The organism is Ruegeria sp. R14_0, from assembly GCF_017743975.1.
Taxonomy (GTDB): domain Bacteria; phylum Pseudomonadota; class Alphaproteobacteria; order Rhodobacterales; family Rhodobacteraceae; genus Ruegeria.
Window position 1 is genome coordinate 1,091,449 of the sequence record NZ_JAGHRC010000001.1, and the last position, 12,703, is coordinate 1,104,151.

13 protein-coding genes are annotated in these 12,703 nt (G+C 57.6%); 6 read left to right on the top strand and 7 right to left on the bottom strand.

Annotated elements, in window-relative coordinates:
- Positions 1–30: 30 nt before the first annotated feature.
- Positions 31–477: a type II toxin-antitoxin system RatA family toxin gene (locus J7416_RS05380; RefSeq protein WP_209223684.1), complete on the bottom strand. Its 447-nt coding sequence runs from the start codon at positions 475–477 to the stop codon at positions 31–33.
- A 71-nt stretch (positions 478–548) separates the two neighbouring features.
- Here J7416_RS05380 and hpt point away from each other — a divergent pair, with 71 nt between their 5' ends.
- A complete protein-coding gene (hpt, locus tag J7416_RS05385) occupies positions 549–1,091 on the top strand; it encodes a hypoxanthine phosphoribosyltransferase (RefSeq protein ID WP_209223685.1) in 543 nt (180 codons plus the stop codon).
- A gap of 6 nt (positions 1,092–1,097) precedes the next feature.
- On the opposite strand, the gene J7416_RS05390 is transcribed toward hpt, so the two are convergent.
- Positions 1,098–2,249 (bottom strand): amidohydrolase, encoded by a 1,152-nt coding sequence (locus J7416_RS05390; protein WP_209223686.1) that lies wholly within the window; start codon positions 2,247–2,249, stop codon positions 1,098–1,100.
- Positions 2,246–3,196, bottom strand: a complete 951-nt coding sequence (gene lipA / locus J7416_RS05395) for a lipoyl synthase (RefSeq protein WP_209223687.1) — start codon at positions 3,194–3,196, stop codon at positions 2,246–2,248. The genes J7416_RS05390 and lipA overlap by 4 nt, the downstream gene beginning before the upstream one ends.
- A 262-nt stretch (positions 3,197–3,458) precedes the next feature.
- On the opposite strand from lipA, the gene J7416_RS05400 reads away from it, so the two are divergent.
- Entirely contained in the window at positions 3,459–4,007 is a 549-nt protein-coding gene (locus J7416_RS05400) for a peroxiredoxin (protein WP_209223688.1), read from the top strand.
- A gap of 48 nt (positions 4,008–4,055) precedes the next feature.
- On the opposite strand, the gene J7416_RS05405 is transcribed toward J7416_RS05400, so the two are convergent.
- On the bottom strand, positions 4,056–4,979 hold the full coding sequence (locus tag J7416_RS05405) for a hydrogen peroxide-inducible genes activator (protein ID WP_209223689.1): 924 nt from the start codon (positions 4,977–4,979) through the stop codon (positions 4,056–4,058).
- A 53-nt stretch (positions 4,980–5,032) separates the two neighbouring features.
- Positions 5,033–6,136: a DUF6456 domain-containing protein gene (locus tag J7416_RS05410; RefSeq protein ID WP_209223690.1), complete on the bottom strand. Its 1,104-nt coding sequence runs from the start codon at positions 6,134–6,136 to the stop codon at positions 5,033–5,035.
- Between the two features lie 240 nt (positions 6,137–6,376).
- On the opposite strand from J7416_RS05410, the gene J7416_RS05415 reads away from it, so the two are divergent.
- Positions 6,377–6,676 (top strand): DUF6477 family protein, encoded by a 300-nt coding sequence (locus J7416_RS05415; RefSeq protein WP_209223691.1) that lies wholly within the window; start codon positions 6,377–6,379, stop codon positions 6,674–6,676.
- On the opposite strand, the gene J7416_RS05420 is transcribed toward J7416_RS05415, so the two are convergent.
- Together J7416_RS05420 and J7416_RS05425 are read right to left on the bottom strand one after the other, a co-directional pair.
- Positions 6,677–8,221 (bottom strand): trimethylamine methyltransferase family protein, encoded by a 1,545-nt coding sequence (locus J7416_RS05420; protein WP_209223692.1) that lies wholly within the window; start codon positions 8,219–8,221, stop codon positions 6,677–6,679. It abuts the gene before it with no gap.
- A 134-nt stretch (positions 8,222–8,355) separates the two neighbouring features.
- Positions 8,356–8,796 (bottom strand): GNAT family N-acetyltransferase, encoded by a 441-nt coding sequence (locus tag J7416_RS05425; protein ID WP_209223693.1) that lies wholly within the window; start codon positions 8,794–8,796, stop codon positions 8,356–8,358.
- Between the two features lie 91 nt (positions 8,797–8,887).
- Between J7416_RS05425 and guaA the strand changes: the two genes are divergently transcribed.
- The 3 genes from guaA (at position 8,888) to J7416_RS05440 (ending at position 12,694) form a co-directional block, all read left to right on the top strand.
- Entirely contained in the window at positions 8,888–10,447 is a 1,560-nt protein-coding gene (gene guaA, locus J7416_RS05430) for a glutamine-hydrolyzing GMP synthase (protein WP_209223694.1), read from the top strand.
- A 95-nt stretch (positions 10,448–10,542) separates the two neighbouring features.
- Positions 10,543–11,448 (top strand): DMT family transporter, encoded by a 906-nt coding sequence (locus tag J7416_RS05435; protein WP_209223695.1) that lies wholly within the window; start codon positions 10,543–10,545, stop codon positions 11,446–11,448.
- A 121-nt stretch (positions 11,449–11,569) separates the two neighbouring features.
- On the top strand, positions 11,570–12,694 hold the full coding sequence (locus J7416_RS05440; RefSeq protein ID WP_209223696.1) for an outer membrane protein transport protein: 1,125 nt from the start codon (positions 11,570–11,572) through the stop codon (positions 12,692–12,694).
- Positions 12,695–12,703: the final 9 nt, after the last annotated feature.

The following is a 12,703-nucleotide window of genomic DNA, read 5'->3' on the forward strand; positions in this document are numbered from 1 at the left end:
GTCTAGCGACCGCCGCCGGGTGGTAAAGGGCTAGCTGTACAAGTCCTTTGCACGAGTTTCGAAAGCCTGCACAATCCTATGCATGGCCTCATTAAACACGACACCAATGATCCCCTGCAGGATGGCGTTCTTGAACTCGAAATCCACATGGAACGAGATGTTGCAGCCGCCTTCGTCTGCGTCTTCGAATTGCCAGTCGGATTTCATGTATTTGAACGGGCCGTCCAGGTATTCGGTGTCGATGCGTTTCTGATCGGCAAACAAAGTCACTCGGCTGCCGAACCGTTCGCGGAACACCTTGAACGAGATCACCAGATCCGCCTCCATAACCTGCGCCTCACCCGCGGCATAGGTCCGCCGAATACGCGCCGCTGCGCACCAGGGCAGGAACTCGGGGTACTTGGCCACATCGGCGACCAGCTCGTACATCTGCTGGGCAGTGTAAGGGAGGTGACGTGTTTCCGAATGAGTAGGCATGGCGTCCGGTTTTACAGGTGACAATGGCGCGTCATGTCGTATGTTGCGCGCCAAAGATCAAGGGGGCTGCGATGACTGACCGCGCTTATGTGATAGATGAGATGATCTCGGCCAAGGCCATCGCTGCAAGGATTGAGGAGTTATGCCGGGAAATCACTGCGGAATTTGGCGATACGGACAAGCTTGTCGTCGTAGGCCTGTTGCGCGGTAGCTTTGTCTTCATCGCCGACCTGGTACGGGAACTGGACCTGCCGATCGAGGTCGATTTCCTTGAGGCGTCCTCGTACGGTGATTCGATGGAAAGCAGCCGCGAAGTGCGTATTCTCAAGGACTTGCGTGGCGCAATTGAAGGGCGCGACGTTCTGGTGGTTGAGGATATCGTCGACACGGGCCATACCCTGAACCACGTCACCAAGCTGCTGCGCAGCCGAAAACCCAGCCGTCTGAAATCAATCGCCCTGCTGGACAAGCCCAGCCGGCGCGAGGTCGACTTCCGCTCGGACTGGATTGGTTTTGAGATCCCGGATGAATTTGTTGTGGGCTACGGGATCGACTACGCGCAGCGCAATCGAAACCTGCCCTTTATCGGCAAGGTTCGGTTCGTCGAAGAGTGAACCGGTTCAAACGGTGGGGCCTAACATCTGCCGAACCGCAGACAGGAAAATCCCGGTTCCGACCGGGATCAACGCGTCAGGAAAATCGTAATCGGGGTTATGTAGCTGGGGATGATCATGTCCTGAACCCAGCCAGAACATGGCCGATTTTGCACCCTTGCCGAATTGTCCGAAATCCTCTGAGAATTTTTGCGGAACCTCGGTCAATTCGCATGGTACCCCGTGTGCAGCGCATGCTTGAGCGATGGCTTCGACGGCTTGGGCATCGTTCGTGCAGGCTTCGAAGACATCGTCATAGCTGATCGCAATGTCCAAACCATCCACGGCTGCGGTTTGATTTGCAAGCGCTTCGGCCTCAGCCATCAGGCTTTCCATCCGCGTGTCTGAAACGGTTCTCAGAGTTACCCAAATCTCGGCCTGCCCCGGCGCGATGCCAAACGTGGCCTCGCCTAAACGGGCATGGGTCACGGTGGTCAGCGCAAACGCGGCACCCAATGCACCGCCTGATCCCAGATCCGCCAGCTTCACCATCAGCTGTGACATGGCCCGTGCCGGGGACACCCCATCCTGAGGTGCCGCAGCATGAGACGTCTTGCCCGTAAGCTGGATTTTCATTCCGCGTGAGGCGCAATTCGCCGGCCCCTTGCACAGTTCAACCGCACCAAGAGCCAACCCCGGCAAGTTGTGCAGCGAAAACACGTAGTCAGGCGCGATTTGGTCGAACTTGGGATCCGCGCGAAACGCGATGGCACCCTGTCCGGTTTCCTCGGCTGGCTGAAAGATCAGAACAACGCGGCCCTGTGCTGGTCGTCGGCGCGCCAGATCTTCCGCCACGCCCAGCACCATTGTCATGTGACCATCGTGGCCACATAGGTGCCCCTTACCTTGAACTTTCGACGCGTAGTGGCACGTGCCGATTTCCTGGATCGGCAGCCCATCCAGCTCACACCGAATCCCCACGGTTGGCCCTGCCTGCCCACTGTCAAAGATCGCGGCGACGCCGTGTCCACCCAGACCTGTCAGCACCTGATCGGCACCGAAACCTTGCAACAGGGTGGCCACGCGAGCAGCGGTCTCACGCTCCTGCCCTGAGATTTCGGGATATTCGTGCAGTTCGTGGCGCAGGCGGGTCAGCCGAGCGCAGGTTTCAGGTGTCACCCTTGCTCCAGCTTTTTCTGGCGCGCGTCGCGCAAACGGGCAAAGTCATCCCCCGCGTGGTACGACGAACGGGTCAGCGGGGTCGCAGACACCATGAGGAATCCTTTGCCATAGGCAGCCTTTTCATACGATGCGAACTCTTCCGGGGTTACAAACCGGTCGACACCGTGATGCTTAGGTGTGGGCTGCAGGTACTGACCGATGGTCAGAAAATCGATATCGGCGGCGCGCATATCATCCATGACCTGACGCACCTGTTGTTCGTTTTCGCCCAATCCGACCATGATGCCAGATTTGGTAAAGATCGACGGATCGAGTTCTTTGACCTGCTGCAAAAGTCGCAGCGAGTGGAAATAGCGCGCGCCGGGACGCACCTCGGGGTAGAGGCCCGGTACGGTCTCCAGATTGTGGTTGAACACGTCCGGTTTGGCCTTGACCACGGTCTCAAGCACGGACGGGTCGCATTTCAGGAAGTCAGGCGTCAGGATTTCGATGGTCGTCTTGGGCGACCGGTGTCGCACCGCCCGGATCGTTTGCGCGAAGTGTTCCGCGCCGCCGTCCTTGAGGTCGTCGCGGTCGACAGAGGTAATCACAACATGATTCAGACCCAGCTTTTGGACGGCATGCGCCACGCGTCCGGGCTCGAACGCGTCCAGTTCGTCCGGGCGACCGGTGGCGATATTGCAGAAGGTGCAACCGCGGGTACAGATCTCGCCCATGATCATCATGGTGGCGTGGCCCTGGCTCCAGCACTCGCCCACGTTGGGGCAACCGGCCTCTTCGCACACCGTCACAAGATTGTTTTCACGCATGATCTTATGGGTGTCGGCATAGCCCTTGCCGCCGGGCGCCTTGACCCTAATCCATTTCGGCTTCTTAGGCTGGGCGTTATCCGGGCGATGCGCCTTTTCAGGGTGACGTTGTTCCGGGATTTTCAGATCGCGCACGGGCAGCTTTCCTGACTTTGGGTCAACTTGGTGTACCTATAACATAAAACACTCACGCCTGTTACACCAGCGACGCATAGCCGCTATGCACACACCTCACGAGCGTCAAATTAGTTTAACCCTAAACTATATTTTTCACGTGAAAAATCAATCGACAATAAGACTAAACCTATCTTGCAGATGCAGCATTTCATGGATTGAAGGCAGTTTAGAACTGATTTAAATCGCCAGCACGTCACAACTGAATCACAGGAATTTGAACATGAAGACCGGAGCAAAACTGCCCGATGTGACCTTCCACACGCGCGTCCGCGACGAGGCAATCGAAGGCCCCAACCCGTTCCGCTGGGAAGACAAGACAACCGCCGATTATTTCGCTGGCAAACGGGTGATCCTGTTCTCGCTGCCGGGTGCTTTCACCCCCACATGTTCGACCTATCAGCTGCCCGGGTTTGAAAACGGCTACGCCGATTTCACCGCCAAAGGCATCGACGAAATCTACTGTATGTCCGTGAACGACAGCTTTGTCATGAACAAGTGGGCGCAGGATCAGGACCTGAAGAACGTCAAAGTCATCCCCGACGGTTCGGGCGAGTTCACTCGCAAAATGGGCATGCTGGTCGATAAGGACAATCTGGGCTTTGGCATGCGCTCGTGGCGTTATGCCGCCATCGTAAACGACGGTGTTGTAGAAGCATGGTTCGAAGAGCCCGGCCTGATGGACAACTGCCCCGAAGACCCTTACGGCGTGTCGTCACCGGAAACCCTGATGAAGCATCTGGACGAAGCCAAACAGCCTGAGCTGGCCTGACTCCCTCCTTTGTCAAAATAGTTGAGGCTCGCCACTGGCGAGCCTTTTTTATTGGCGTGTAGCGGTCACGATCTCTTCGCCAACACGCCGGATAACTTCCGCAAGGCTGTCAAACCAATCCTCTCTGCCGGTCGACAACCGCCGGACCAGACCCACCGTTCGGGCAGGTTGCGGCGCGCCAAAACGCATGAGCTGCAAACCCGGCACAGCCTCGGTCTCTGACCGCGCAGCAAGTTCGGGCATAAGCGTCAGGCCGAACCCGTCAGCAACCAATCGCGACAAAGTCGCCAGCGATGATGCGCCCATGTTAATCAACCCGCTGCTTCGGTCCTGACCGCAGACCTCAAGCGCTTGATCCGTGAGGCAATGGCCATCGTCCAGCAACATCAGCTGCGCTTTTTGCAGATCAATGGGGCGTAAAGCGTCCGGGTTGGTCGGAACGGTCTGCAGCCGACCCGCACTGCCCGCCAGAAAGAAGCGATCTTCAAAAAGCGGTAGTTCGAACAACTCGTTTCCACCCGATGGCAGCGCCATAACGCCGGCGTCGATCTCTCCGGCGCGCAGCATAGTCAACAACCGCTCGGTCCGGGCCTCGCGGATCTGCACCCTGAGCGAGACGTCAGTCGTGCGCAAGCCGGCCAGGACGCCGGACAACAGATAAGGAGCTATTGTCGGAATAATCCCGATCGACAACGAACGGTGCCCGCTGGAACTGTCCCTTGCAAATTGATCCAGCCGATCCGCTGCGCCCAGAACCTGTCGCGCATAGTCCAATACATCTCGCCCCAACGGGGTCAGAAGAATGTCACGAGCCTGACGTTCGAACAACGGTCCGCCCAGAGTTTCCTCAAGCGCCTTGATCTGAACGGATAGCGCTGGTTGGGACACGTGGCAGACCTGCGCGGCCCGACCAAAATTGCGTTGATCCGCCACCGCGCTGAAATATTGAAGCTGTCTGAGGGTGAAATTCATAGAAGTTACCTATCACCACCCTCAAAAACCGCAATCAGAAACTATGGCAAGGTTCACCCGATCAGGCGCGTTTTTTCGACCTGATCCTCATAATGCCGTTTAAGCCGCTGCAGAGCGATGCGCAGAACGATTTTGCCCGATCGCGCTGACCACCCCATTCGTTTTTCAGCCAGTTCTAACCCCTCAAGATAGCAGCAACAGCGCAACGCAACGTCGCTCAACCCCGGCCCGAGGTCGGACAGCGCACGTTCAACACGGGCCCGTGCATCCGACGACCCTTGCCCGGCGTAGGTCCCCGTGCTGAAACTGCCGCGCCCCCCGGCGGTCAGAAAGTGATCCCAGTTCTGGGCGACCTGTGGGCCGATCTGCGCAAGCTCGAAATCCTCGCGCAGACGCTCGCCCGCGCTGACAAGGGTTTCGTCCAGGAATGGCTTGCCATCCCGATCCCGTCGGCGTGCCAAAGCGATCAGAGGGCTTTCTGCTGCGCTGTAGCGAATGCGACGGGCACGGGGTGAGGACGTGGATTGGCTGCTCTGCGCCTGAAAAGGCGTTTGCGCTTCGGCCATGCCGAACTCGTTCCTCGCACGCGCCTTGTTTTCAGCCTCGGCAACCAGTTGACTCAGCGCAGCCCGCCCCGATGACGATATACGGTAGCGCGAGATGCGTCCGGGATTGTCGCAGGAGATCCAATCCTTTAGCGCCAGCGCCTGCGCAATCCGACAATCCACAACGGCGGTTCTAGTGGCGGCATTGTCACCGCTGTCGCGGACGACCACGGCCTTGTCCATCTCTTCTGCTACGGCCAGCACCGCGCCGGTTTCGCAAAGCCTACGCATAATCCGCAGGGCCTCGTTGTTGAACTCTTCGTCTTTTGCAGCTGCGTCCTCTGGCTGCAGGCCCAACACCGCAGGAGCGCCCCCTGCCCGTCCATCCAGATCCGAGAAATGCGTTTCCGCAAGCGACTGCAGCGCGGCATCCACCAGCGGATCGTCGCGGCGCATTTCAATGCGCCGGATTTGTCTGAGTATGGTTGACGCATGGCACCCAACGGATCGCGCTATATCACGGATCGATTGACCGGTTTCGGTATGCGCCAGGTATCGTTGCGCCCCCTCAGGTACCCAAGCCGGAATGGTGAAAGCCATGTTTTCTTCCATAGTTACTTGCCCTCGTCGACAATCCAATCTGTTCTCAATCGCCCCCGGAGAATTTGTTAACCAATCCTAACTAGAGTTGCTTTCGTTACTCGTTCGTTAACCGGTGGAGACAAGAACCAGATTTGATTCAAAATCATAAACACTCGTGAAGTCAGAGTTCGGAGAGAGCTCAATCAAGGCAACACCCGCTTAGGTTGTGTGAGAAATGGCTATCTTCTGTTCAACCAAGGGAACACTCAAATGCAGGACCTGATGACCATGATTACAACGCTCCGCCGCCCTCGTCTGTTGGCACGGGCGGCGAAACACGGGGCGCAGGACTATGATCGGGACCGGCATTTGCAGCGCATCCTGGGATACGGGTCTTTGCCAGGAACAGGAGCAGCTCTGGTTCGGCTGATGGAGATGGAGCGAGAAGTTAACGCACAAAGGTTGGCCGAAGATGCCGCATATTCCCTGGTGCGTCACCTGGATCTGTTGATTGCGCTTTTGGGCGAGGCGCAACTGTTAAAAGCCAGCCGCGCCTCGCAATATCAGTGATCAGGTGAAAGCATCCGGCATGGATGCTTTCTTTTCCGCCACGTATTCGTTCAATGCGGCGTTGATTGACGGGTCGAGTTGCGGTTGCTGATAATTGGCCAGCAGATGCTCGACCCGCGACGTGGCCAGTTGCCGCGTGTCACGGCCGCCCTCGTCTTCCCAAGTCTCGAAGGGCTTGTAGTCCAGCACTTCGGACTTCCAGAACGCCTCTTTGAAATTCGCCTGCGTATGAGCGCACCCCAGGTAATGGCCACCTGGGCCAACTTCGCGGATCGCGTCCATCGCCTGCGCGTTTTCGTCATAGGCAACGCCCTTTGCCAAACCGTGCAGAACGCCCAACTGGTCAGCATCCATGACGAACTTCTCAAAGTCGGCAACCAAACCGCCCTCAAGCCAGCCGCAGGAGTGCAGCATGAAGTTTACGCCTGCCATCAGCCCCATGTTCAGCGAGTTTGCGGTCTCGTAAGCCGCTTGTGCATCAGGCAGTTTCGAGCCGCAGAAGGAGCCAGCCGAACGGAACGGCAGGTTCAGGCGTCGCGCCAGTTGACCCGCGCCATAGGTGACCATTGACGCCTCGGGCGTACCAAAGGTCGGCGCGCCCGAATTCATGTCGATCGATGACACAAAGGCCCCAAAGATCGCGGGCGCACCCGGACGGATGATCTGATTATATGCCACGCCGGCCAGAACTTCAGCCAGAACCTGCGTCAGCGTTCCGGCAACCGAAACCGGTGCCATCGCGCCACCAACGATGAATGGCGAGATGATGCAGGCCTGATTGTTTCGCGCATAAACCTCAAGCGAGCCCATCATCACATCGTCGAATGTCATCGGCGAATTGATGTTGGTCAGCGAGGTCATGACGGTGTTTTCCTGCACGAACTCTTTGCCGAACAGGATCTCGCACATCTCAACGGAATCCTGCGCACGGCTTGGGTCAGTGACCGAGCCCATGAACGGCTTATCCGACAGGGTCATGTGCGCCATCAGCATGTCCAGATGACGCTTGTTCACCGGAACGTCAGTCGGTTCGCACACCGTCCCGCCCGAGTGGTGCAGCCACTTGGACATATAGGCGAGTTTTACGAACTTGTTGAAATCTTCCATGGTCGCATAGCGGCGGCCACCCATTGCATCGCGCACAAATGGCGGGCCATAGACCGGAGCCAGAACCAGGTTGCGGCCACCGATGACCACCGATTTTTCAGGGTTGCGGGCGTGCTGGGTGAACTCGCTGGGTGCGGTTTTGATCAGCTCTCGTGCCAAACCGCGCGGGATGCGCACACGCTCGCCGTCCACGTCTGCACCGGCATCTTTCCAACGCTTCAACGCGTCGGGATTGTCCACGAAGTTCACACCGACTTCGGCCAGAATGGTTTCCGCGTTGGTTTCGATGATTCCCAACGCTTCTTCGTTGAGAACCTCGAAGTTCGGAATATTCCGTTCGATATATTTCGCGGTTTCGATACGAACTGCGGTGCGTTCGGCCCGGCGAGCGGCACCACCGCCACCTCGTGCCCTGCGCCGGGTGCTTGCCTCTGCCATGAGAAAATCCCGTCTAACTGGTTGGTTTGGTCCGGTTGTTACAGGACCCAACATCTGCACTGCATCAAGTTTACGGCGCTATAGGGGGAAAAGCGACATCTGGATAAACCAAACCCGCCAGGCGGCGATTTTGCTCATTGCAGGTCTTTCTGCATCAAGACGCTATTGCCGTTCACCTCGACCTGCGTCCAGCCCATGTGGAGGTACATTGAGACCGTGGACTCCATAAGCCGATGGGTGCGAAGGCGTAAAACCCATACGCCTGCTTCTCGTGCAGCCTCTTCGGCTTTAGCCATCAATCGCCGTGCCAAACCCGCGCCTTGCGCTTTGGGCGCAACAGCCAGATTGTAGATCATGATTCCATCGCGAACCTGATCGAAAACGATATAGCCCGCGATATCATTTTGGTCCGCAAACACCCACGCCTGATGCGAAGCGATGTCGTCATTTGCACACGCCGTCACGTCGGGCAGATCAGGGATGTCGCGCAAAGGACCCGCATAGGCTTGCTGGATACACGTTGTGACCTTGCTTGCGTCAGCCGGGTTTGCGCGACGCAACATGAAATCGGACATGCCGTCCCCTTTCGGTCTATTCCTGAGGCACAATTGCACAAATGACGTCATAGCGCTTGCACATGCAAGGCTTGCGACCTAATAGCCAACCATGACCCAAGACACCCATGACCGCCTTCTGATCATCGACTTCGGCAGCCAGGTTACGCAGCTTATTGCCCGCCGCCTGCGCGAGCTGAATGTCTATTGCGAAATCCACCCCTATCAGAACGTCACGATGGACTTCGTGCGGGAAATGGCTCCGAAAGCCGTGATTTTCTCGGGCGGGCCAGACAGCGTGACGCGCGAGGGGTCGCCGCGCGCGCCGCAAGAGATCTTTGACTATGGCGTGCCGATCCTGGGCATTTGTTACGGCCAGCAGGTGATGATGCATCAGTTGGGCGGCAAGGTCGAAAGCGGGCATGGCACAGCGGAGTTCGGCCGTGCGTTTGTGACCCCGAAAGAACAGCTGGACATCCTGGACGGCTGGTTTGCGGACGGGGACGAACAGGTCTGGATGAGCCATGGCGACCACGTCAGTGAAATCGCTCCTGGATTCGACGTCTACGGTACCTCGCCCAACGCGCCCTTTGCGATCACGGCGGATGCTAAGCGCCATTTCTATGCGGTTCAATTCCACCCCGAGGTGCACCACACCCCCAAGGGCGCAAAGTTGTACGAGAACTTCGTCAAGCTGGCAGGTTTCAAGGGCGACTGGACCATGGGCGCCTACCGCGAACAGATGATCGAAAAGATCCGCGAGCAAGTCGGTGACAAAAAGGTCATCTGTGGCCTGTCCGGCGGCGTCGACAGCTCGGTCGCGGCGATCCTGATCCATGAGGCGATCGGCGATCAGCTGACATGTGTGTTTGTCGACCACGGGCTTCTGCGCAAGAACGAGGCCGAGGAAGTCGTGGGCATGTTCCGCGACAACTACAACATCCAACTGATCCACGCGGATGAAAGCGACCTGTTCCTGGGCGAGCTGGAAGGTCAGAGCGACCCCGAGACCAAGCGCAAGATCATTGGTAAACTGTTCATCGACGTATTCCAGAAACACGCGGACACCATTGAAGGCGCCGAATTCCTGGCGCAGGGCACGCTGTATCCGGATGTGATCGAATCCGTGTCCTTCTCGGGCGGTCCTTCGGTCACGATCAAGTCCCACCACAACGTTGGCGGTCTGCCCGAAAAGATGGGCCTGAAACTGGTCGAACCCCTGCGCGAGCTGTTCAAGGACGAGGTTCGTGCCTTGGGTCGCGAACTGGGTTTGCCGCAAAGCTTTATCGGTCGCCACCCTTTCCCTGGCCCCGGCCTCGCGATCCGCTGCCCCGGAGAAATCACCCGCGAAAAACTGGACATCCTGCGTGAAGCAGATGCGGTTTACATCGACCAGATTCGCAAGCACGGGCTCTATGATGAGATCTGGCAAGCCTTCGTTGCCATCCTGCCCGTGCGCACCGTGGGCGTCATGGGCGACGGACGGACCTATGACTATGCCTGCGCCTTGCGTGCCGTCACGTCAGTGGATGGCATGACCGCCGACTATTACCCGTTCAGCCACGAATTCCTGGGCGAAACGGCGACTCGGATCATCAATGAGGTCAAGGGCATCAACCGATGCACCTATGACATCACATCCAAACCACCCGGAACGATCGAGTGGGAATGACAAAAAGCCGGGCTTCGTCCCGGCTTTTTTGTTTCCAAACGCGTGAATTTCGATACTTATCAGATTGATACAAAACGGGGTTAGCAGGCATCGCAATGGACAGCGCCAAACCGCAGATTGGCAAGGCCGCGCTCTGGATGACCGGGGCGATTGCCTCGTTCTCATCCATGGCGGTCGCTGGCCGTGAGTTGAGCGTCACCCATGACACGTTCGAAATCATGTTCTATCGCAGCCTCGTGGGTATTTGCGTCGTCGCTCTGATCCTGACGGCCACAGGGACATGGCATCAGGTATCGACCAAACGGATTGGTCTTCACGGCGTTCGCAACGTGCTGCATTTCACGGGCCAGAACCTTTGGTTCTATGCCGTAAGTGTCATCCCACTGGCCCAAGTCTTCGCGTTGGAGTTCACACAGCCCATCTGGGTCATCCTGCTGTCCCCCTTGTTGTTGAAAGAGCGTCTGACAACGGTACGCATGCTGTCGGCACTGATCGGTTTCGCTGGCATTCTGATGGTCGCCCGTCCCGGTGCTGTGCCGCTCAGCGCGGGTGTGTTAACGGCCGCTCTCTCCGCTGTTTTCTTTGCTTTGACAACCATTTCGACCAAATCGCTCACCCGCTTTGCAAGCATCGGATGTATCATGTTCTGGCTTACTGTCATGCAGGCCGCCTTGGGGCTGGTTGCGTCAGGGATCGACGGGCAAATTACGCTGCCATCGGCAAGCACCGCTCCGTTCTTGCTGCTGGTGGGGCTGGCCGGGCTTTTGGCACATTATTGCATTACCAATGCGCTCGCCATCGCGCCGGCAACCGTTGTGGTCCCCTTTGACTTTGCCCGCCTTCCGACTATCGCGGTGGTGGGCATGGTTCTGTATCACGAACCTCTGGATCACTGGACCTTGCTGGGTGCTGCCGTGATCTTCTCAGGAATCTTTTTGAACGTCCACGCTGAGAATCGTAACAGTTTGGCAACACTCTCAGGCGACACTCGACGCAATTAACGCACGGTCACCAGTTGACGGTAAAGTAAAGCTTAGAAAAGTATCGAGCACCACATTACAGGTCGGTCCGCACCACAACATTACAGGCACCGACCTTCAGGAGACCTAGAGGGAGGAACTAATGAAAAAAGCGCTTCTACAGGCGTGCGCGGTGTGCATTGGCGCAACTGGAGCATATGCAGGCGGTTTGGACCGTAGCGGCCAGGGCGTAAACATTCTGTTTGAGGAAGGTTCTGTTGTACAGTTCCGCTTCAGCTACACCAACCCAAGTGTCAGCGGTGAGCAAAACGGTGTTTCGTCCGGGAACGTCGCGAACAGCTTTTTCACCCCGCATCTGGCCTACAAACACGCGTTTACCGATCAGCTGGACTTCGCACTGATCTATGACGAGCCATTTGGTGCCGATGTCCGCTATCCGTCGAACTACCCGTTGTCGATTAATCCGACCGCTGCGGTTGGTGGACGTACGGACGTACTGCGCGCGAAGGCAGACGTTGATGCGATCACTGCTCTGCTTCGCTACAAGTTCGATGGTGGATTCAGCGCTATCGGTGGTATCCGCGCTCAGCGCGCAGATGCGAACGTCGCTGTACCTGTCGTAGCCGGATACGAATTTGAATCCGGTGCCGAGATTGATTTTGGCTACGTTGTCGGTGTCGCATGGGAACGCCCGGAAATCGCGGCACGCGTTGCACTGACCTACAACTCGAAAATCACTCACAAGTTCGACTCGACCGAATCCATCAACCGCGTTCCGCCGATCCCGGCCGCGCTGGTGACGGCACAGACTCAGACCGAAGTTGTAACACCCCAGTCGGTTAACCTCGACTTCCAGACGGGCGTTGCGCCTAACACACTGCTGTTCGGTTCGATCCGCTGGGTTGACTGGCCGCAGACCGTACTGGCACCGCCGGTGTATGTCGGCGCTGCAAACCAGAACCTGGTTGACTACGACGACGACACTTTCACCTACTCGCTGGGTGTGGGCTATAAGTTCTCGGAAGAGTTTTCGGGCGCGATCACCGCAGGTTACGAAACCTCCGGCGACACCACCGTTTCGAACCTTGGCCCGACTGATGGCTTCTGGAGCCTGGGCGTCGGCGGCACCTACTCGTTCGAGCAGGCACAGCTGTCGGGCGGTATCCGCTACACCGATATCGGCGACGCTACCACCACAACCGGCGGCCAGTTCTCGGGCAACTCGGCCTGGAGCGTCGGTCTGCAGCTGACATACTTCCTGCAGTAAGCAGCACAG

Excerpts from the sequence above, each read along its gene's own strand:
- J7416_RS05410 (WP_209223690.1), bottom strand. The coding sequence starts at position 6,136 with ATGGAAGAAAACATGGCTTTCACCATTCCGGCTTGGGTACCTGAGGGG.
- J7416_RS05400 (WP_209223688.1), top strand. The coding sequence starts at position 3,459 with ATGAAGACCGGAGCAAAACTGCCCGATGTGACCTTCCACACGCGCGTC.
- J7416_RS05415 (WP_209223691.1), top strand. The coding sequence starts at position 6,377 with ATGCAGGACCTGATGACCATGATTACAACGCTCCGCCGCCCTCGTCTG.
- J7416_RS05405 (WP_209223689.1), bottom strand. The coding sequence starts at position 4,979 with ATGAATTTCACCCTCAGACAGCTTCAATATTTCAGCGCGGTGGCGGAT.
- hpt (WP_209223685.1), top strand. The coding sequence starts at position 549 with ATGACTGACCGCGCTTATGTGATAGATGAGATGATCTCGGCCAAGGCC.
- J7416_RS05420 (WP_209223692.1), bottom strand. The coding sequence starts at position 8,221 with ATGGCAGAGGCAAGCACCCGGCGCAGGGCACGAGGTGGCGGTGGTGCC.
- J7416_RS05435 (WP_209223695.1), top strand. The coding sequence starts at position 10,543 with ATGGACAGCGCCAAACCGCAGATTGGCAAGGCCGCGCTCTGGATGACC.
- J7416_RS05425 (WP_209223693.1), bottom strand. The coding sequence starts at position 8,796 with ATGTCCGATTTCATGTTGCGTCGCGCAAACCCGGCTGACGCAAGCAAG.
- guaA (WP_209223694.1), top strand. The coding sequence starts at position 8,888 with ATGACCCAAGACACCCATGACCGCCTTCTGATCATCGACTTCGGCAGC.
- J7416_RS05380 (WP_209223684.1), bottom strand. The coding sequence starts at position 477 with ATGCCTACTCATTCGGAAACACGTCACCTCCCTTACACTGCCCAGCAG.
- J7416_RS05440 (WP_209223696.1), top strand. The coding sequence starts at position 11,570 with ATGAAAAAAGCGCTTCTACAGGCGTGCGCGGTGTGCATTGGCGCAACT.